Consider the following 19,335-nt stretch of genomic DNA (forward strand, 5'->3'; position numbering starts at 1 on the left):
GGTTGAGCACGCCGGTTCAGCGACCGCCCAGCGAACCCACCGGGTAACCCGCCCACCAGGCCTTGCTTCGGCGTGCCCGGCAGAAATCGCCACGACCTGCAACAACCCCGTCCGCGATCTCCCGAGCGGCAGCCGCGGCGGTGCGCAACAAACGTCGACAACCCCGAGTACCGTGGACAACTGGTCACCAGGGCGTTTGCCAACTGGTAACCCAGCTATGACACAAACAACACCAGGGAAGTGCGAGGCAGGTCGAATGGGAGGTGGGCAGGGCGTCATGCTCCAACCACAGGTTGATGTGACGGTTGACCCACTACGCCGGACCGCGCACACGCCGCAGGCCCGGACCCTCGTCGACATCCTGACCGCGACCGCGCTGACCCATCCAGACGCACCCGCCATCGATGACGGCCAGATGGTGCTCAGCTACCTCGAACTCGTCGTCGAGATCGAGAAGACCATGGCCAGGCTCACCACGGCGGGCGTGCGGCCGGGCGACCGAGTCGGCGTTCGGATGCCGTCGGGCTCCCGGGAGCTCTACCTGACCATCCTCGCCGTCTTGTACGCGGGCGCCGCGTATGTGCCGGTCGACGCCGACGACCCGGACGAGCGAGCCCAGCTGGTCTTCGGCGAGGCTCAGGTCACCGCGATCGTCACCGCGGCGGGCATCGAGACGACACCGGCGGGAATCCGTGCCGCAGCGGACAATCCGGCCGACGCGAGCACCAGCACGCTGCCGACCCCCACCGACGACGCCTGGATCATCTTTACCTCGGGCTCCACCGGAACGCCGAAAGGTGTTGCGGTGACTCATCGCAACGCCGCCGCGTTCGTGGACGCCGAGGCTCGCCTCTTCCTGCCGGACGCCCCGATCGGCCCCGGCGACCGGGTGCTCGCCGGACTCTCCGTCGCCTTCGACGCCTCCTGCGAGGAAATGTGGCTGGCCTGGCGCAACGGCGCCTGCCTCGTCCCCGCCCCGCGCGACCTGGTCCGCACCGGTGCCGATCTCGGTCCGTGGCTGGTGCGGCGCGAAATCAGCATCGTGTCCACGGTGCCGACGCTGGCCGCCACCTGGCCCGCCGAGGCGCTGGACGCGGTCCGGCTGTTGATCTTCGGCGGTGAAGCGGTGCCGCCCGAACTCGCCGAACGACTTGCGGGGAACACGGCCGCGCGAGCGACGGGCCCGGAGGAGGTAGCGCAGCGTAACCACGGAGGGCACCGCGAACGCGGCGAATCCAACGCCGATTCGGATCGTGAGGTGTGGAATACCTACGGCCCCACCGAGGCAACCGTAGTCGCCTGCGCCGCTCTGCTCGACGGCACCTGGCCCATCCGGATCGGGCTGCCGCTGGACGGCTGGGACCTCGTGGTGATCGACGCGGCCGGAAACCCGGTGGCCGAGGGCGAATCCGGCGAACTGGTGATCGGCGGCGTCGGCCTGGCCCGCTATCTCGATCCCGCGAAGGACGCCGAAAAGTACGCGCCGCTGCCCTCGGTCGGCTGGGACCGCGCCTACCGCAGCGGCGACCTGGTCCGCAACGACAGCGCGGGCCTGGTCTTCCTCGGCCGCGCCGACGACCAGATCAAGCTCGGCGGCCGCCGCATCGAACTCGGCGAGATCGACAACGCGCTGCAGCACCTGCCCGGCGTCACCGGCGCCGCCGCCGCGATCCGAACCACCAAGGCGGGCAACAAGATCCTGGTCGGCTACCTCACCGGCACGGGCCCCGAATTCGACACCAAAGCCGCCAGAGCCCAACTCGCCGAACAGCTTCCGGCGCCGCTGGTGCCCAGGCTCGCGGTGGTCGATGAGCTGCCGACCCGCACCTCCGGCAAGGTCGACCGTAACGCCCTACCGTGGCCGCTGCCGAACAGCACCGACGACGACGCCGACAACGATCTCACCGGCACCGCGCAATGGGTTGCCGGACTGTGGGATTCGGTGCTCGGCGGCGAGGTCACCGACCTCGACGCGGACTTCTTCGACCTGGGCGGCGGCTCGCTTGCCGCGGCCCAGATGGTGACCGCGCTGCGCGCACGTTATCCACAGATCACCGTCGCCGACCTCTACGACCACCCCCGCCTCGGCGCGCTGGTGGAACTGCTGGAGCAGAGCACACCGGCCGTCGCGGTCGAGGAGCGCGTCGTGCGACCGACGCCGCTGCGCGCGCAGTGTGTTCAGGTGCTGGCCACCATTCCGCTCACCACACTCACCGGCCTGCAATGGCTCACCTGGCTGGCCATCGTCGGCAATGTCGCGGGCTGGTCCGGCTCACTGCCGTGGCTGCCACACCTGTCCTGGTGGTGGACCCTGGCGGCGTTCCTGCTCTTCATCTCACCGCCCGGCCGGATGGCGATCTGCGTGGCCGGTGCCCGGCTGCTGCTGCGCGGCGTCGAACCAGGCCGGTATCCGCGCGGCGGCCCGGTGCACCTGCGGCTGTGGGCGGCGGTGCGCCTGTCCGAGGCCAGCGGTGCCGAAAACCTCTCCGGCGCACCATGGATGGTGCCGTTCGCCAGGGCGCTCGGCGCGAAGATCGGCAAGGGCGTCGACCTGCACACCCTCCCGCCGGTCACCGGCATGCTCGAACTGGGCGACGGCTGCAGCGTGGAGCCCGAGGTCGACCTGTCCGGCTACTGGATCGACGGCGATGTCGTGCACATCGGCCCGGTCACCGTCGGGCCCGGCGCCGTGGTCGGCTCCCGATCGATCCTGTTGCCCGGCACCAGAATCGGCAAGAACGCCGAGGTCGCGCCGGGCTCCGCGGTGTCGGGCAAGATCAAGGCCGAGCAGGAGTGGGCGGGCTCGCCCGCCGCCAAAATCGGTAAGGCGCAACACCGCTGGCCCCGGCACACGCCCGACCGAGCGGCACACTGGGTGGCGATCTTCGGCGTCACCTCGATGGCCTTGGCCGCGGTACCGATCCTCGGACTCGGCGCTGGCGGCCTCTTCATCGCCTGGTTCATCCGCGACACCCGCACCCTCGCGGGCGGTTTGGGCCGCGCCTTCGCGATCCTGCCGGTCGCCACGCTGCTCAGCCTCGCGGTCTACGCGGCGATCACCATCATCTTGGTGCGACTGCTCAGCTTCCGGTTGCGGGAGGGCTATCACCCGGTGCGCAGCCGGACGGGCTGGCAGGTCTGGTCCACCGAGCGGTTGCTGGATTCCGCGCGCACCTTCCTGTTCCCGCTGTACGCGAGCCTGCTCACGCCGATCTGGCTGCGTCTGCTCGGTGCGAAGATCGGCCAGGGCGTCGAGGCGTCGACGGTGCTGCTGCTGCCCAAGTTCACCACCGTCGCCGACGGCGCGTTCCTGGCCGACGACACCATGATCGCCAGCTACGAACTCGGCGGCGGCTGGCTGCGCATCGGCGAGGCGAAGGTCGGCAAACGCGCCTTCCTCGGCAACTCGGGCATGACCGCGCCCGGTCGGCGGGTGCCGAAAAACGGTCTGGTCGCGGTTCTTTCGGCCGCGCCGTCCAAGTCGAAGGCAGGCTCGTCCTGGCTGGGCAGTCCGCCGGTGCGCCTGCGCCGCGCACCGGAAAGTTCGGACACCGCACGCACTTTCGATCCGCCGCCGAAGCTGCGCATCGCGCGCGGCATCGTCGAAACCTGCCGGCTGTTCCCGGTGTTGGTGACCTTCGCCATCGGCCTCGGCGTACTGTTCACCCTCGCCTGGCTCGCGCAGAGCCTCGGCCATCTGCCCGCCGCGCTGCTCAGCGGCCTGGTGCTGCTGGCCGCCGGTGCGATCGCGGGCGCGACTTCGGTCGCCGCGAAATGGTTGCTGGTCGGCCGGATCGGGGCGGAAGAACATCCGCTGTGGAGTTCGTTCGTGTGGCGCAACGAGGTCTCCGACACCTTCGTGGAAACCGTTGCCGCGCCGTGGTTCGCGCGCGCCGCGACGGGTACACCGGTGCTGAACCTGTGGCTTCGCGGACTCGGTGCCAAGATCGGCCGCGGGGTATGGTGCGAGTCCTATTGGCTACCGGAGGCGGACCTGGTGACACTCGGTGACGGCGCGACCGTGGAACGCGGCTGCGTCGTGCAAACCCATCTCTTCCACGACCGCATCATGTCCATGGATACGGTCACCCTCGGCGCGGGTGCCACCCTCGGCCCGCATTGCGTCGCGCTGCCCGCCTCGACCATCGGCGAGGGCGCGACCATCGGCCCCGCCTCGCTGGTCATGCGCGGCGACACCGTTCCCCCGTCCACTCGCTGGTGGGGCAACCCGATCGCGCCTTGGTTCGGAGGCGACCCGGGAGCGGCCCGCTGATGCCGGAGAAGTTCTACGAAGCACCTATCGACGAATACCTGCCGCAGAACGGAAATCGTGGCTACCGGATATCGCGGTACGAGCTCGACCTCACCTACCGGGTGGCCAGCAACCGGCTGGCGGGCCGCGCGGAAATCACCGCGGTGACCACCGCCGTGCAGCCGCGCTTCTCACTGGACCTGTCCCAGGCGCTCACCGTGACCAAGGTGTTCGTCAACGGCGCCAAGGCCACGAAGTACACCCATCAGCGCGGCAAATTGGTGATCACACCGCAGCAGCGCATTCCGGCGGGTGGCGTGCTCTCGCTGGTCGTGCAGTACGGCGGCACCCCACGTCCGGTGCGCGGACCGTGGGGCGCGGTCGGCTGGGAGGAGCTCACCGAGGGCGCGCTGGTGGCCAGCCAGCCGAACGGCGCGGCGTCCTGGTTCCCGTGTGACGACCACCCGAGTTCCAAAGCCAGCTACCGGATTTCGATCACCACCGACAGCCCGTACTACGCGCTGGCCAACGGCACGCTGCTGCGCAAGCAGGTCAAGGCGAGCCAGACCACCTGGGTGTACGAGCAGGCCGAGCCGATGGCGACCTATCTGGCGACCATTCAAATCGGGCCGTATCAGAAGCATCGCATCGTTGCCCCGGCCAACTCGGTGCCCATGCATGCCGTCGCCCCGGCCCGGCTGCGGGCCAACTTCGAGCACGACTTCGCCCGCCAGCCGCAGATGATGGAGATCTTCACCGAACGGTTCGGGCCCTACCCGTTCGAGGGATACACCGTGGTCGTCACCGACGACGATCTGGAGATCCCGATCGAGGCACAGGGCATCTCCATCTTCGGCGCCAACCACTGCGACGGCAGGCGCGGAGCCGAGCGACTGGTCGCACACGAGTTGGCGCACCAGTGGTTCGGCAACAGTCTCACCATCCGCCAGTGGCGCGATATCTGGCTACACGAGGGCTTCGCCTGTTACGCCGAATGGATCTGGTCCGAGGAAGCGGGCGGTCCAACGGCCGATCAGCTCGCCCGCGCGGCCCGGCACAATCTGTCCAGGCAGCCGCAGGACATCGCCGTCGGCGACCCGGGGCCGCAGCACATGTTCGACGATCGGGTCTACAAGCGCGGCGCGCTCACGCTGCACGCGTTGCGGCTCGAGCTCGGCGATCACGGCTTCTACGATCTGTTGCGGGAGTGGACGATTCGCTACCGGCACGGCTCGGTGAGCACCGAGGAGTTCACCGATCTGGCTGGGCATTACAGCCGGATTCCGTTGCGGCCGCTGTGGGACAGCTGGCTGGCAGGGAAACCGCTGCCGCAGTTGCCGCCCTCTGCGGCATAGTTCGCTCAGAACACCAGATATCGCGCAGCGAGTTCCTCGACGAGGGGGTCGTCGTCGGCAACGTTGTCGAGTGCTTCGAGGTCGGAGCCGACCGAGAGCTGGCGGGGGTCGTCCTGTTCGACGTCCGGTGGGCCGTCCTCCGCGAGCTGCCGCAACAGCTTCGAGCGGACGCGGTCCTTCAGTGAATCACTCATGGTTGCAGCTTGCCCGGTGCGCGGCGGGTGAATCGCGCGGGCACGCCGGATCGGACTAGACCGGGGTGAACCAGGTGCCCCACGGCGTATTGCGCAGGACGGTGTAGACCGTCAAGAACGCGAAGAACGTCCACATCGTGGTGCGGCTGATCGAGGGCAGGCGCATGCGCTGGCCGCGCCAGGCGCGCAGGGACCAGTCGGTCACCCACAGCACGAAGGCGAGGACCAGCGGAATCGAAAGCAGGTTGCTGTGCAACGCGTCCAGCAGGTGGCCGTCGGTCAGGTTGTGCACGGCGCGCATACCGCCGCAGCCTGGGCACCACCATCCGGTCAGCGCGTAGACCGGGCACACACCGTAGGAACCGTCGACGTGCGGGTCGCGCAGGTGCAGCAGCACGCCGATTCCGATGCCTACCCCCGCAACCAGCAGCGGCACTCCTACGCCGCGCAGACCGGGCTTGGTCGGTACTGAATCCTGCTGCGCCGCCGGTTCCGGTGCCACGTGCGTGCTGTCCACAGCCTTAACGGTAACTGTGCGCCCTTGCTCACCGCCACAGGACGGCGTGGGGTCTAGTCGGGCTGGGCGAAGCGCAGGGTATTGCCGGCAGGGTCGATCAGCTCGAATCCGGGACCACCCGGGCCGTCTTCCGGCGGCCCCGGCTTGGCGTAGCGGTACTGCTTGCCTGCTAGCTCGGCGTGCCACGCTTTGACGTCGGCCACCGCGATCCACACGACGGTGCCCGGCGTGCCGTCACCGTGATGCTCGCTGAGGTGGAATTTCGCGGCACCCCGGGAGACCTGCGCGTACAGCGGGAAGTCAGCGCCGAAGCGGTGCTCCCAGTCGACGGTGAAACCCAGGTAGTCGCAATAGAACTCGTACGCCCGCGCGACATCGAACATGCGCAGTATGGGGATGGGTGCCGCGAAGCCGATCGCATCGGAAGCCACCCGACGATCATCGCACCGGGGTCCGACAAGATCGAATATGTTCCCCATTTTCGCAGGTAGAGTATGATTTCCACCGTGGATGCCGCTGGATTTACCCGGCTCGATGGATTCGCGGTCAACGCGACTCGCAAGCTCGATTTCGGGCATGTGGGGCACTGGTCCGCACCCAAGCACCACGATCTCGACGACGACAGCGACCGGATGGTCGCGGTAGAGATCGATCCCGGCGACGGTTCCTCCGTCGTGGTCTTCGTCCGCGCGCCGCACCGCGGCGATGTGCCGAGCGACTTCCATCCGGACGACCAGGTGTGCCTTGTGCTCCCCGAGGTGATCGCCGCGTTGAACTCCGCCGGTTGAGCGGGTTCGCGGAAACCGTTACTGGATCGCCACTTTCGCGAGCTAGCGCGACCCCGCGCCATTGGCGATGAAGACAACAGAGGCCAGCTCGTTGCGCGAATATTTGTGAAGAGAGACAGTGTCACTGCATCGGCTTCCGGGTATTCAACCCTATGAGCCAGAAGTTCCGCCGCGGCGCGCTTGCACTAGCAAGCACATAGCTTGCACTGTACTGTGGCGGCAGACACAAAGGAGTGCCCGATGCTGGTGAAGTCGATGAAGACTTTGGCGGACGCGCGCAATGGCGCCCTGACCGCCGCTTATCGTGCCGGACTGCGATCACGCACCTTCCGGACCGCGTCGTTGAACGCTCCCACCGCGCCCCTCGAGATCATTCCGGTCACCACCGTCGACGGCACCCGCCTGCGAGTACACGCCTACGGCCCCGCCGACGGCGACGTCATCGTGCTGATCCACGGCTGGAGCTGCAGCATCGAGTACTGGAATCCACAGATCAACGCGTTCGCCGATCGCTACCGGGTGGTCTGCTACGACCAGCGCGGGCACGGCGCCAGCGATCTCGGGCGGCGCATGCCGAGCCGGGACACCCTCGCCGACGATCTGTCCGCCGTCCTCGACGCCACCCTGCGCCCCGGCCAGCGCGCCGTGCTCGCCGGGCACAGCATGGGCGGAATCACCGTGCAGGCGTGGGCAGCTCGCTACCCCGAGCAGGTCACCCGCCGCGCCTCCGCCGCCATCCTGCTGAACACCACCGCGGGCAACATCCGGTACGACACCGACCTACTCCCCCTGCTGAACAAGCAGCTCATCGTGCAGAACAAGCCGATCACACTGCTCGGCGCCCCCGTCCGGATGCCCACCTTCGTCTCCGAGTCGGTGCTGAGCAGCCCGGTCCCGCTGCCCGGCGGCTGGCTCGTCGGCGCGGTGCTCAAGGATCGCGTGATGAGCAAGCACGCCACCGCCGACGAGGTGAACTTCGCCCTCGGCATCGTCCGCTCCTGTCGCCCGCTGGCCCGCGGCAAGCACGCCGCCGCCCTGGCCGATCTCGACGTCAGCGACGGCGCCGCCCACCTGACCATCCCCACCACGGTCATCTCCGGCAGCCACGACCGGCTGCTGCCGGAGCGGATGGCCCGCCGCATCGCCGACACCCTGTCCCGCACCGGCCACCTCGCCGCCTACCACAGCTGGCCCACCGGCCACCTCGGCAATATCGAGGCCGCCGACCGCTTCAACGCGGAACTCGAGCTCGTCGCCCAACAGGCCACGCTGCGCACGGCCGTCGCGGGCTGACCCCACTCGTTCTCCTGGGCTGGTCAACGGCGCCCAGCCCAGGAGCAACAGCCACGCACCGATTACTTCCGCGATTCGACGTCGTCCCTACTGCTGAGTAGCCAATCACCCCTCGGCAGAAGAGGTTTCCCGAATGTTGATCATCGCCGGTTACACCGAAGTCGACCCTGCCCAGCGCGACGCATTGGTCAGCGCCTTCCACGACTTACTCAGCCGCTGCCGCTCCGCCCCCGGCTGCCTCGACTGCGCCATCACCGCCGACCCCATCGACCCCGGCCGCGTCAACATCCTCGAACGCTGGGACACCCCCGAAAACCTCGAAGCCTGGCGAGCCGAAGCCAACGCCCCCAACCCCCGCATCCCCACCAAGAACACCCACGTCAAGAAGTACACCGTCACCGACGAACGCGATCCCTTCGACTAAGCACCGGCGACAACACCCCCACGTCACCGAACGGGACATGGTGGCGGCCGCTGCGGCGTGTCAGCGCCATCAAGTCCCGTTCGACGAGCTGCCGGTTAGGGCGGCGAGCTTGGCGGATAGGACGGCGCGCTCGCGGGCGTTGGCGCACAAGGTGATTGCGCGGGTCAATTCGGTGCGGGCTTCCGTTATTCGGCCTAACTGGGTCAGTAGTTCGCCGCGTATGGTTGGCAGCAGGTGTGAGCTTGAAAGTGCTGGGGCAGAACTTAACTCGTCGACGATTGGTAGTGCGGCGGCTGGTCCCTGTGCCATTGATATCGCCACCGCGCGATTGAGGTCGACTACCGGGGAGGGGGCTAGGTGGCCGAGGGCTTCGTAGAGCAGCACGATGCGGTCCCAGGCTGTCTCCTCGACTGAGGGTGCTACAGCGTGACATTCGGCGATCGCGGCCTGTAGGCCGTAGGCGCCGAGGCCTCGGCCGACCCGGCTCGCGCGATCCAAGGCGGCGCGGCCGCGGGCGATGGCGGCGCGGTCCCAGCGACGACGGTCCTGCTGTGCCAGCAGGACCGGGTGTCCGTCCGGTCCGGTGCGGGCGGGGAAGCGTGCCGCGGTGAGCTCGAGGAGCGCCAGAAGTCCTTGTGCCTCAGGCTCGTTCGGCACCAATCGAGCGAGCACCCTGGCCAGTCGTTGTGCTTCGCCCGCGAGTTCGGACCGGATCAGCTCGGCTCCGGAACTGGCTGAGGATCCCTCGGTGAAGATCAGATACACCACGTTGAGCACCGAGGTGAGCCGCACGGCCCGCTCCTGCGCCGACGGCACCTCGAACCGCACCTTGGCCGCGGCCAGCGTCTTCTTCGCCCTGGTGATGCGGGCCTGCACGGTCGCGGTCGGCACCAGGCACGCCCTGGCGATCTCGTCGCTGGTCAGACCGCCGACGACGCGCAGCGTGAGCGCGACCCTGGCGTCTCGGGACAGCGTCGGATGGCAGGAGATGAACATCAGCGCGAGGATGTCGTCATCGATCTGGTCCGGATCCCACAGCACGTCACCGGCTGCCGGCTCGGCCGGTTCGCTGCCCGAGACGGCACCGCCCTCGCCCAGGTTGTGGGCGAGCGCGGTGTACCGGTCATCGAGGGCGGACCGCCGCCGGAACGTGTCGATGGCCCGCCGCCTGCCGACGGTGAGCAGCCACCCCGCGGGATTGTCCGGTACCCCGTCGCGCGGCCAGGTCACCAGCGCTTCGGCCAGCGCCTCCTGCGCAAGGTCTTCGGCGAGCGAGAAATCGCCGGTGTAGCGCGCCAGCGCACCGACAATCCGCGCGGATTCGATCCGCCAGACGGCGGCGACGGCCTCACGACCAGTGTGCTCGGCCATCGCCCGCAGTCCCGCTCAGAGCTGGCCGGTGGCTTCGCGCCACGCCCGTTCCTTCTGAATCCACTCGTTGTCCTGCGGGAATTCGTCGATCGAAGAAACCCGCCTGATCTCGGTCTTGAAGCCCGGACTGGCCATCGGCATGCGCTTGGCCCACTCGATCGCCTCCTCCTTCGACGCCACATTGAGGATGTAGAAGCCGCCGAACAGCTCCTTGGTCTCACCGTAGGGTCCGTCGGTGACGATGGGCGGCTCAGCGGAGTAATCGACGACCACACCCTCGGCCGGAGCCTCGAGCCCCTCGGCCGCGAGCAGCACCCCGGCCCGGATCAGCTCCTCGTTGAACCGCCCGACCGTCTCCAGCATCTTGTCGAAGTCGACCTCCCCCATCCCCGCGTAAGCCTCGTCCGTCGCGCGCATCACCAGCATGTACTTCATGGTTTCCGTCTCCTCGGTTCATCCGGGTCCCATCTGGACCCTTTCACCCTTAGGTCGAACGGGTGACACCAGAGATCGACACGCCCTCGAAATTTCTTTCCGGGCACCGAGTCCGCCTAGAGCCGATCGCCTGATCGATGATGACGAAAAAGCCCCCGCATGCGAATCCGCATGCAGGGGCAACTGAACCTGAGCCGCCTGCGAGAATCGAACTCGCGACCTTTTCATTACGAGTGAAGCGCTCTACCGACTGAGCTAAGGCGGCGTGCCTTTCGGCGTGGCGAGTCTATCGTCTTGGCGGGTGGATCGCGAAAACGGGTGGTCACCGGGGGCGGTGTCAGGTGGATTGGGCGGCCATCAGGGCGGCGGCTAGGGCGGCCAGGGCGAAGCGGGGTTTGACGTTCACGTCCAGGGCTTCGCGGCAGGCCAGGACCGCGTCGATAGATTTGAGTAGGCCCTCCGGGCGGACCCGGTCGGCCAGGTCGTGGATCTGGTCGGACATGTCGGGGTGGGTGAGGGCGACGCCGGAGCCGTTGCGGGCGGCGCCGAAGCGGACGGCGAGCGCGTCGCGGTAGACGCCGGCGACGTCGATGAGGGCGCGGTCGAGGGAATCGCGGCCGGTGCGGGTGGCGCGTGACTTCTGGCGGCGCTCCAGGTCTTTCAGCACGCCCGCGGAACCGCGGGTGGCGCCAGCGGCGCCCTTGCCGGTGCCGCCCGCGCCCATCGCGGTGGCCAGTTCTTCGCGCTCGCGGTCGTCGCGGCCCGCGCTCATCTGTTTGGCTTCGTCGTCGGCGGCCTTGACCAGTTCGTCGGCGGCGGCATAGGCGGCGCCGGGCTTCGAGGCGGCGGCGACCAGGGCCAGTGCGCGTTGCCTGCGTTCGCGTGCCTCGGCGTCGGTGGCCAGGCGGCGGGCCCGGCCGACGTGTCCGCCGCTGATCGAGGCCGCCCAGTTCGCGGTCTTCTCGTCGAGCTTGTCGCGTTCCCGCAGTACCCGCGCGATGGCGGGCACCGAGGGTGTCACCAGGTGCACGTGCCTGCAGCGGGAGCGCAGGGTCACCGAGATGTCCTCCGGGTCGACCGACGGCGCGCACAGCAGGAACACCGTCCGGTCCGGCGGCTCCTCGACCACCTTCAGCAGCACGTTGCCTGCGGCCTCGGTCAACCGGTCGGCGTCCTCGATGACGACCACCTGCCACCGGCCGGTACTCGGCCTGCGCGAGGCGATCTGCACGATCTCGCGCATCTCCTTGGTGCTGATGCTCAGGCCCTCCGGGATCACCCGGCGCACGTCGCCGTGCGTACCCGCCATGGTGGTGGTGCAGGCATGGCAGCGGCCACACCCAGGGCTGCCGGGATCGGTGCATTGCAACGCGGCCGCAAAGCACAGCGCCGCAACGGATCTCCCCGATCCGGGCGGGCCGGTGAACAGCCACGAATGCGTCATCGCCCCTTGGACGACCTCCGCGCGGGCCGCGACCGAGGCGGTCGTGAGCGCGGACTCGACCGCATCCTGGCCGACCAACCGATCGAAGACACCTGCCACGCCGTACACCCTAGCCGCCCGCACCGACACGGATCGCCCGGTCGGGTCCTGGCGACGCGCACGCGGGTATTGACCGTGCCGACCGCCGGGCGGATCCTCGAGAAGGAGGTGGAATCACCGTGAGAATCCTGTTGATCACCGGCGATGCGGCCGAAGACCTCGAGGTCATGTACCCGTATCAGCGCCTGCTCGAAGAGGGCCACGAGGTGCACATCGCGGCCCCCGCGGTCAAGCAGCTGCAGTTCGTTGTGCACGACTTCGTCGATGGCTTCGATACCTACACCGAAAAGCTCGGGCACAGTTGGCCGGCCGACGTCGCGTTCGCCGATGTCGATCCGGCCAGCTACGACGCGTTGGTGGTGCCGGGCGGCCGGGCACCGGAGTACCTGCGCAACAACCAGGACTGCCAGCGCCTGGCACGGCACTTCGCGGAGGCGGGAAAACCCATCGCCGCGCTGTGCCATGGACCGCTGATCCTTGCTGCCGCAGGCGTTCTGGTCGGCCGTTCGTGCAGCGCGTACCCGGCGTTGGCCCCGGATATCGAGGCGGCCGGGGCCGAGTTCGTGGACAGCGAGGCCTACGTCGACGAGAACATCGTCACTGGCCGCGCCTGGCCCGATCATCCCGCGTGGATGCGTGAATTCCTCAGGGTGCTCGGCAAGTAGCGCGGTAATCCGTTCGCGGGTCGCGCGTTTCGGACCATAGGGCCCGGCGCCCGACCCGCGAACTCAGGAATTCCCGACGCCGGTCTTCTTCGCCGCCGTCTTCTTCGCGGCGGTCTTCTTCGCGACCGTCTTGGTGGTCGTCGACTTGCTGGCCGTCGCCTTCTTGGCCGCGGTCTTCTTCGCCGCGGTCTTCTTCGCCGCGGTCTTCTTGGCGGGTGCCTTCTTGGCCGCGGCCTTCTTCTTAACCGGTCCGCGCGCCCGGCGATCCGCGAGCAGTTCCATCGCCCGCTCCGGGGTGATCGACTCGATCTCGTCGCCCTTGCGCAGCGTGGCATTGGTCTCGCCGTCGGTGACGTACGGACCGAAACGTCCGTCCTTGATCACCATCGGCTGGCCGGAGGCCGAGTCGTTGCCCAACTCGCGCAACGGCGCCGCGGCGGACGCCTGCCGTCCGCGCCGCTTCGGCTCGGCGTAGATCTTCAGCGCCTCGTCGAGCGTGACGTCGAAGATCTGATCCTCACTGGTGAGCGAACGAGAGTCGGTGCCCTTCTTCAGATATGGGCCGTAGCGACCGTTCTGCGCGGTGATCTCCTCACCGGAGGCCGGGTCCGCGCCGACCACGCGCGGCAACGAAAGCAGCTTGAGCGCGTCGTCGAGCGTGACGGACGCCAGATCCATCGACTTGAACAGCGAACCGGTGCGCGGCTTGGGCGCGGCCGCCTTCTTCGCCGTCTTCTTGGCGGGGGCCGTCGTTTCCTCGGCGGCGGGCTCCGGGAGCACCTCGGTGACGTACGGGCCGAAACGTCCTTCCTTGGCGACGATTTCGTGCCCGGACGCCGGATCGATGCCGAGCGAGCGGCCCTCCTGCGGCGTCGAGAACAGCTTCTCGGCGACCTCGATGGTCAGCTCGTCCGGCGGCAGATCATCGGGCAGATTGGCCCGCTGCGAGACCGAATTGCCTTCGGGGTCATCGGGATTGATGACCATCCGCTCCAGATACGGTCCATACCTGCCGACCCGGACGACGACGTCGCGTCCCTCGTCGTCGGCAAAGAGCTTGATGGAGTTGATTTCTCGCGCATCGATGTCGTCGAGTCGCTCGCCGACCATCTTCTTCAGCCCGCCCGAGCGCGCGACCGAACCCTCGGCGCCGGTCTGGCCGCCGAAATAGAAGCTGGACAACCAACTTCCGCGCTGCTCGCGGCCACCGGCGATAGCGTCGAGGTCGTCCTCCATGCCCGCGGTGAAGTCGAAGTCGACCAGCCTGCCGAAATGCTCTTCCAGCAAACCGATCACGGCGAACGCCACCCACGACGGCACCAGCGCGCTGCCGCGCTTGTACACATAGCCGCGGTCGAGGATCGTCTTGATGATCGACGCGTAGGTGGAGGGTCGGCCGATGCCGAGCTCTTCGAGCGTCTTGATCAGCGACGCTTCGGTGTATCTGGCGGGCGGATTCGTGCTGTGCCCATCGGGATTCAGCTCGACCGCGGTGACGCCCTGGCCCTCGTCGAGCGCGGGCAGCCGGGATTCGGCGTCGTCGGATTGACCGCCTGCCTCCTCGTCCACGCTCTCCACGTAGGCCTTCAGGAAGCCAGCGAAGGTGATGGTGCGACCCGATGCGGAGAACACGCATTCCTCGCCGGTGGCCGCGGTGCCGGTGATGCGCAGCGTGAGCGTGGTACCCCTGGCGTCGGCCATCTGCGAGGCAACCGTGCGCTGCCAGATCATCTCGTAGAGCCGGAACTCGTCGTTGTCCAGGCGCGCGTGCAACTGGCCCGGGGTGGCGAAGGTGTCGCCGGACGGGCGGATCGCCTCGTGTGCCTCCTGCGCGTTCTTCACCTTGCGGGTGTACTGGCGGGGTGTCGGATGCACGTACTCGGCGCCGTACAGCTGAGTCGCCTGCGAGCGCGCCGCGGCGATCGCCGACTCGGACAGCGTGGTCGAGTCGGTACGCATATAGGTGATGTAGCCGTTTTCGTACAGCCGCTGGGCGACCCGCATCGTGCGCTCGGAGTTGAAGCGCAGCTTGCGCCCGGCCTCCTGCTGCAGCGTCGAGGTCATGAACGGCGGGTACGGCTTACGCGTGTACGGCTTGGCCTCCGCGGAGGAGACCACCAGGTCGGCGCCGTCGAGGGCCTGCGCCAAGCGGTGCGCGTAGGCCTCGTCCAGCACGACCACCCCGGAGGCGGTCTTGAGCTGGCCATCCGAGCTGAAGTCACGACCGGTCGCGACGCGCGCACCGGCCACATTCACCAGTCGCGCCCCGAAGGTCCTCGGGTTGCTGGTGTCACCGTCTTCGCCGGGGCCCGCGTCGAGTTTCGCGGCGATGTCCCAGTATTCGGCCGAGCGGAACGCCATCCGCTCGCGTTCCCGCTGGACGATCACCCTGGTGGCGACCGACTGCACCCGGCCTGCCGAGAGCCGGGGCATGACCTTCTTCCACAGCACCGGACTGACCTCGTAGCCGTACAGCCGGTCCAGAATGCGGCGGGTCTCCTGCGCGTCGACCAGATCGTTGTCGAGGTCCCGCGTGTCGGCCGCGGCCGCTTGGATGGCCGACTCGGTGATCTCGTGGAACACCATCCGCCGGACCGGGACCTTGGGCTTGAGCGTCTCCAGCAGGTGCCAGGCGATCGCCTCGCCCTCCCGGTCGGGGTCGGTGGCGAGATAGAGCTCGTCGGCGTCCTTCAGCAAGCTCTTGAGCTCGGCGACCTTGGCCTTCTTATCGGGGCTCACCACATAGATGGCCTCGAAGTCGTGGTCCACGTCGACGCCGAGGCGCGCCCAGGACTCACCCTTGTATTTGACGGGAACGTCCGCCGCCCCACGCGGCAGGTCCCGGATATGACCCACCGAGGCCTCGACCGTGTAGTTACGGCCTAGATAGGGGGCTATCTTGCGGGCCTTGGTTGGGGACTCGACGATCACGAGACGACGCAGGGGACGGCCCTGGTCGGCTGCACCGCGGTCTCGTGTTGCCACCGGCGAATACACCTTTCCTGTCGACCCGCGCTGACGCTTTTCGGCGCTGTGCGCGGCTGGGGCAAGCGGGGACGACGGCTGGGCGTCGCCACCAGACACGTTTATACCTTGACGCTACGTGTGGTCGAGTGCTTGCGACTTGAACCACAGAGCGTACGCGCGTCACTGCGAATCAGTATGCCTTGTGTTCAGGCCTCGGCTGCGCCACGGCGTGTTCACAACGCCCTGACCCGAGTCGCGGGGTGTGTTTTTGCCCCAGATATAGCTCGTCCCCCACCTCCGGGTTACCGGCGGTGAGGGACGAGAGTGGGATGGCGTCGCTCAGCTGAGCGCGCGAACTCCGGTGGCCTGCGGGCCCTTGGTGCCCTGGCCGACCTCGAACTCGACCTTCTGGTTCTCTTCGAGGGTGCGGAAGCCCGAACCCTGAATTTCGGAGTAGTGGACGAAGACGTCAGCGGAGCCGTCCTCGGGCGCGATGAAGCCGAACCCCTTCTCCGCGTTGAACCACTTCACAGTTCCCTGTGCCATTCTGTTCCTTCTCTTTTCTTACCGGAACGGCGGACAACTGGGTTCGTCCACCGGGCCCGTTCCGACCGCTGTACTGTTGGTTCCCCCTGCAGGAAAGCACCAAGCACACCGTTCGCAACATCGATCCTGCTGACGGTTTGGACTTTGGATCCGACCCTCGAACACAGAAGCTTGCGACCAGGAACCAGTGAACCATGTCTCCGAGCAATTCAACAGTCGAGTTACCGACAATTTGCAAAAAAGTTGATCTTGCGAATGCGCAGGTGAGGGACACAATGCCAGAATCCAGACTTGCGGTTCGTTTGCCTCCCGATAACCGAGTGGGCGTATGGCAAACAGCCTGTGACCCAGGTCGCTATTTGGTATCGAATTGGCAGGTAGAGCTTCCTAACCGTGCACGTTTCACACTTTCTCAACGTGTCGCGGCGCGCGTCGCATGAATCCGACGAGCTCGACCGCCCGTACCGCACTCCCTAACGGCCTCGGCTATGGGACATCGTTGCTGAATCGTGTCCTAGCCGGCGCACCCTCCGACGACCCTCGGCTAACCCATGTCGTCGAGCTACCCGCACGCGCCGCCGAGGTCACCACCTGGCCCGATTGGACATCGCCAGAGGTGATCTCGGCATTACAGGACACCGGCGTCGCCGCGCCGTGGAGTCATCAGACCCGCACCGCCGACCTCGCCTTCGGCGGCGCCAACGTAGTGGTCAGCACCGGCACCGCCTCCGGCAAGTCGATGGGATATCAGCTGCCGGTATTGACCGCGCTGCGTGAAGACCCACGTGCCACCGCTATTTATCTGGCACCGACCAAAGCACTCGGCGCCGATCAACTGCGGGCCGTTGGCGCGCTGACCCACGAGGGACCGCTGCGCGATATTCATCCGGCCACCTATGACGGCGATACGCCCGCCGAGATCAGGCAGTGGGTGCGAGCGAACGCGCGCTGGGTTTTCACCAACCCCGACATGCTGCATCTCGGCATCCTGCGCTCGCATCAACGCTGGGCGCGGGTGCTGCGCAGGCTGCGATACATCGTTGTCGACGAATGCCATGCCTATCGCGGCGTTTTCGGTTCCCATGTGGCGCTGGTGCTGCGCAGGCTGCGCCGGATCGCCGCACGTTACGGCGCCGATCCGGTGTTCGTGCTCTGTTCGGCCACCACCGCGGAGCCCGCGGCCGCCGCCTCCCGGCTGATCGGGGCGCCGTGCGTCGCGGTCACCGAGGACGGGTCGCCGCAGGGGCCACGCACCGTCGCACTGTGGGAGCCGCCCCTGCTCACCGCGATGACCGGGGAAAACGGTGCACCGGTCCGGCGGGCGGCCACCACGGAGGCCGCGCGGATCATGGCCGACCTGGTGGTCGAGGGCGCGCGAACGCTGACCTTCGTGCGGTCGCGACGGGCCGCCGAGCTCACCGCGATGGACGCGCGACGGCTGCTGAGCGATGTCGATCCGGGCCTGGCCGAGCGCGTCGCCGCCTATCGAGCCGGGTATCTGGCGGAGGATCGGCGCGACCTGGAGACGGCCCTGTCCGACGGTTCACTGCTCGGCGCGGCGACCACCAACGCGCTCGAGCTCGGGGTCGATATCGCCGGGCTCGATGCCGTGGTGATCTGCGGTTTTCCCGGGACGGTCGCGTCGTTCTGGCAGCAGGCCGGGCGGGCGGGGCGGCGCACCCAGGGGTCGTTGGTGCTGCTCGTGGCCAGGGACGATCCGCTGGACACCTACCTTGTGCACCATCCGGAAGCGCTGCTGGACAAGCCCGTCGAGGCCACGATCACGGATCCGCGCAACCCTTATGTACTCGGTCCGCAGTTGCTGTGCGCGGCATTGGAACTGCCGCTCACCGATGTCGAGGTGGATGAGCTCGGCGCTCGCGAGGTGCTCACCGGCCTCGCCGAGAAAGGGCTGATCAGGCGGCGCGCGGTCGCGGGCGACGCGGATCGCGGGCGCTGGTACGTCACGGCGGAGACACAGCCGCACGATGCCGTCGATGTCCGTGGCGGGATCGGTACGCCGGTGGCCATCGTGGACGGGGAGACCGGCCGATTGCTGGGTACGGCCGATGCCGGGCGGGCGCCCGCGACGCTGCATCAGGGTGCTGTTCATCTGCATCAGGGCGAGACCTATGTCGTCGACGAGCTGGATCTCGAGGACGGTGTCGCGTTCGTGCATGCCGCCGAACCGGGGTGGACCACGAGCGCGCGCTCGGTCACCTCGATCGCCATCGACGCGATGACCGATCAGCGCCGCCACGGCCGGGTGATGACCGCATTGGCACAGGTCAGGGTGACCAGTCAGGTGGTCGGGTATCTGCGCACCCTGGTCACCGGCGAGGTGCTGGACCTGGTTGAACTCGACATGCCCGAGCACACGTTGCCGACCCGGGCGGTGCTGTACACGGTCAGCCCGGAGTTGTTGGCGCTGGCCGGAATCGACACGGCGGACGTGCCCGGTGCGCTGCATGCCGCCGAGCACGCGGCGATCGGACTGTTGCCGCTGGTGGCGACCTGTGATCGGTGGGATATCGGCGGGGTCTCCACCGCCGAGCACCCGGACACCGGCCTGCCGACGGTGTTCGTCTACGACGGCCAGCCGGGCGGTGCGGGCTTCGCCGAGCGCGGGTTCGCCCAGCTGCAACGCTGGCTCTCGGCGACCCTCGCCGTCATCGAGTCCTGCTCCTGCGCGGCGGGCTGCCCGTCCTGCGTGCAGTCGCCCAAGTGCGGAAACGGGAACCACCCGCTCGACAAGGCCTGCGCGGCACGATTACTCACCGCGGTGCTGGCCGAACTGTCGGTCGGATGACGCTGCCGAGCTCGGTCCGTGGCGGGACCGAGCTCCGTATGTGCTCGAATGTCGACCTGACCTGCGCAATCACCACCACGGGCGGCCGGAGCCCTTGCGGACCGCGGTCCGGGCACGGTAGCGGATTAAAGAGGAATTTATTCAGGTTAACTGCGCTATTGCCACATCGCCGCCTG

At 67.9% G+C, this 19,335-nt stretch carries 15 protein-coding genes and 1 tRNA gene; 7 read left to right on the top strand and 9 right to left on the bottom strand.

Annotated features, from left to right (window positions below):
• Positions 1 to 277 precede the first annotated feature (277 nt).
• Entirely contained in the window at positions 278 to 4,273 is a 3,996-nt protein-coding gene (locus tag ACIA8C_RS16165; RefSeq protein WP_397135208.1) for a Pls/PosA family non-ribosomal peptide synthetase, read from the top strand.
• Positions 4,273 to 5,607, top strand: coding sequence for a M1 family metallopeptidase (locus tag ACIA8C_RS16170; RefSeq protein WP_397135210.1), 1,335 nt, complete (start codon positions 4,273 to 4,275; stop codon positions 5,605 to 5,607). The genes ACIA8C_RS16165 and ACIA8C_RS16170 overlap by 1 nt, the downstream gene beginning before the upstream one ends.
• Positions 5,608 to 5,612: 5 nt before the next feature.
• Here the strand turns inward: ACIA8C_RS16170 and ACIA8C_RS16175 are convergent, their stop codons facing one another.
• From ACIA8C_RS16175 to ACIA8C_RS16185, 3 genes are read right to left on the bottom strand one after another with little or no spacing between them, the layout of a single operon-like run.
• The gene (locus ACIA8C_RS16175; protein WP_397135212.1) at positions 5,613 to 5,801 is read right to left on the bottom strand and encodes a hypothetical protein; all 189 of its coding nucleotides are present in this window, start codon (positions 5,799 to 5,801) and stop codon (positions 5,613 to 5,615) included.
• Positions 5,802 to 5,856: 55 nt separating this feature from the next.
• Positions 5,857 to 6,318, bottom strand: a complete 462-nt coding sequence (locus tag ACIA8C_RS16180; RefSeq protein ID WP_397135214.1) for a DUF2752 domain-containing protein — start codon at positions 6,316 to 6,318, stop codon at positions 5,857 to 5,859.
• A gap of 53 nt (positions 6,319 to 6,371) precedes the next feature.
• The gene (locus ACIA8C_RS16185; RefSeq protein WP_397135216.1) at positions 6,372 to 6,749 is read right to left on the bottom strand and encodes a glyoxalase superfamily protein; all 378 of its coding nucleotides are present in this window, start codon (positions 6,747 to 6,749) and stop codon (positions 6,372 to 6,374) included.
• Positions 6,750 to 6,824: 75 nt separating this feature from the next.
• On the opposite strand from ACIA8C_RS16185, the gene ACIA8C_RS16190 reads away from it, so the two are divergent.
• From ACIA8C_RS16190 to ACIA8C_RS16200, 3 genes are all read left to right on the top strand, one after another.
• Positions 6,825 to 7,106 carry a hypothetical protein gene (locus tag ACIA8C_RS16190; RefSeq protein ID WP_397135218.1) on the top strand — a complete coding sequence of 94 codons (282 nt, stop codon included), beginning with the start codon at positions 6,825 to 6,827 and terminating at the stop codon, positions 7,104 to 7,106.
• Between the two features lie 240 nt (positions 7,107 to 7,346).
• Positions 7,347 to 8,399, top strand: a complete 1,053-nt coding sequence (locus tag ACIA8C_RS16195; RefSeq protein WP_397135220.1) for an alpha/beta fold hydrolase — start codon at positions 7,347 to 7,349, stop codon at positions 8,397 to 8,399.
• A 133-nt stretch (positions 8,400 to 8,532) separates the two neighbouring features.
• Positions 8,533 to 8,823 (top strand): putative quinol monooxygenase, encoded by a 291-nt coding sequence (locus ACIA8C_RS16200; RefSeq protein WP_397135222.1) that lies wholly within the window; start codon positions 8,533 to 8,535, stop codon positions 8,821 to 8,823.
• Between the two features lie 69 nt (positions 8,824 to 8,892).
• Here ACIA8C_RS16200 and ACIA8C_RS16205 read toward each other — a convergent pair whose 3' ends face one another.
• The 4 genes from ACIA8C_RS16205 to ACIA8C_RS16220 form a co-directional block, all read right to left on the bottom strand.
• Entirely contained in the window at positions 8,893 to 10,194 is a 1,302-nt protein-coding gene (locus ACIA8C_RS16205) for an RNA polymerase sigma factor (RefSeq protein WP_397135224.1), read from the bottom strand.
• A 15-nt stretch (positions 10,195 to 10,209) separates the two neighbouring features.
• Complete coding sequence (locus ACIA8C_RS16210; protein ID WP_397135226.1) at positions 10,210 to 10,629, bottom strand: YciI family protein; 420 nt, start codon at positions 10,627 to 10,629, stop codon at positions 10,210 to 10,212.
• 192 nt (positions 10,630 to 10,821) lie between these two features.
• Positions 10,822 to 10,894 (bottom strand) — tRNA-Thr (locus tag ACIA8C_RS16215).
• A gap of 72 nt (positions 10,895 to 10,966) precedes the next feature.
• On the bottom strand, positions 10,967 to 12,172 hold the full coding sequence (locus tag ACIA8C_RS16220; RefSeq protein ID WP_397135228.1) for a DNA polymerase III subunit delta': 1,206 nt from the start codon (positions 12,170 to 12,172) through the stop codon (positions 10,967 to 10,969).
• 119 nt (positions 12,173 to 12,291) lie between these two features.
• On the opposite strand from ACIA8C_RS16220, the gene ACIA8C_RS16225 reads away from it, so the two are divergent.
• On the top strand, positions 12,292 to 12,837 hold the full coding sequence (locus ACIA8C_RS16225; RefSeq protein ID WP_397135230.1) for a DJ-1/PfpI family protein: 546 nt from the start codon (positions 12,292 to 12,294) through the stop codon (positions 12,835 to 12,837).
• A 63-nt stretch (positions 12,838 to 12,900) separates the two neighbouring features.
• Here the strand turns inward: ACIA8C_RS16225 and topA are convergent, their stop codons facing one another.
• Together topA and ACIA8C_RS16235 are read right to left on the bottom strand one after the other, a co-directional pair.
• Complete coding sequence (topA, locus tag ACIA8C_RS16230; RefSeq protein ID WP_397135232.1) at positions 12,901 to 15,822, bottom strand: type I DNA topoisomerase; 2,922 nt, start codon at positions 15,820 to 15,822, stop codon at positions 12,901 to 12,903.
• A gap of 321 nt (positions 15,823 to 16,143) precedes the next feature.
• A complete protein-coding gene (locus ACIA8C_RS16235) occupies positions 16,144 to 16,350 on the bottom strand; it encodes a cold-shock protein (RefSeq protein WP_011206895.1) in 207 nt (68 codons plus the stop codon).
• A gap of 436 nt (positions 16,351 to 16,786) precedes the next feature.
• Between ACIA8C_RS16235 and ACIA8C_RS16240 the strand changes: the two genes are divergently transcribed.
• Positions 16,787 to 19,159 carry a DEAD/DEAH box helicase gene (locus tag ACIA8C_RS16240; RefSeq protein ID WP_397135234.1) on the top strand — a complete coding sequence of 791 codons (2,373 nt, stop codon included), beginning with the start codon at positions 16,787 to 16,789 and terminating at the stop codon, positions 19,157 to 19,159.
• Positions 19,160 to 19,335: the final 176 nt, after the last annotated feature.

Source organism: Nocardia sp. NPDC051321 (assembly GCF_044455225.1).
In the GTDB taxonomy this organism is placed as follows: Bacteria; Actinomycetota; Actinomycetes; order Mycobacteriales; family Mycobacteriaceae; genus Nocardia.

Coding starts and splice junctions, on each gene's coding strand:
- ACIA8C_RS16165 (WP_397135208.1), top strand. CDS start 278: ATGCTCCAACCACAGGTTGATGTGACGGTTGACCCACTACGCCGGACC.
- ACIA8C_RS16170 (WP_397135210.1), top strand. CDS start 4,273: ATGCCGGAGAAGTTCTACGAAGCACCTATCGACGAATACCTGCCGCAG.
- ACIA8C_RS16175 (WP_397135212.1), bottom strand. CDS start 5,801: ATGAGTGATTCACTGAAGGACCGCGTCCGCTCGAAGCTGTTGCGGCAG.
- ACIA8C_RS16195 (WP_397135220.1), top strand. CDS start 7,347: ATGCTGGTGAAGTCGATGAAGACTTTGGCGGACGCGCGCAATGGCGCC.
- ACIA8C_RS16200 (WP_397135222.1), top strand. CDS start 8,533: ATGTTGATCATCGCCGGTTACACCGAAGTCGACCCTGCCCAGCGCGAC.
- ACIA8C_RS16205 (WP_397135224.1), bottom strand. CDS start 10,194: ATGGCCGAGCACACTGGTCGTGAGGCCGTCGCCGCCGTCTGGCGGATC.
- ACIA8C_RS16210 (WP_397135226.1), bottom strand. CDS start 10,629: ATGAAGTACATGCTGGTGATGCGCGCGACGGACGAGGCTTACGCGGGG.
- ACIA8C_RS16235 (WP_011206895.1), bottom strand. CDS start 16,350: ATGGCACAGGGAACTGTGAAGTGGTTCAACGCGGAGAAGGGGTTCGGC.
- ACIA8C_RS16240 (WP_397135234.1), top strand. CDS start 16,787: ATGAATCCGACGAGCTCGACCGCCCGTACCGCACTCCCTAACGGCCTC.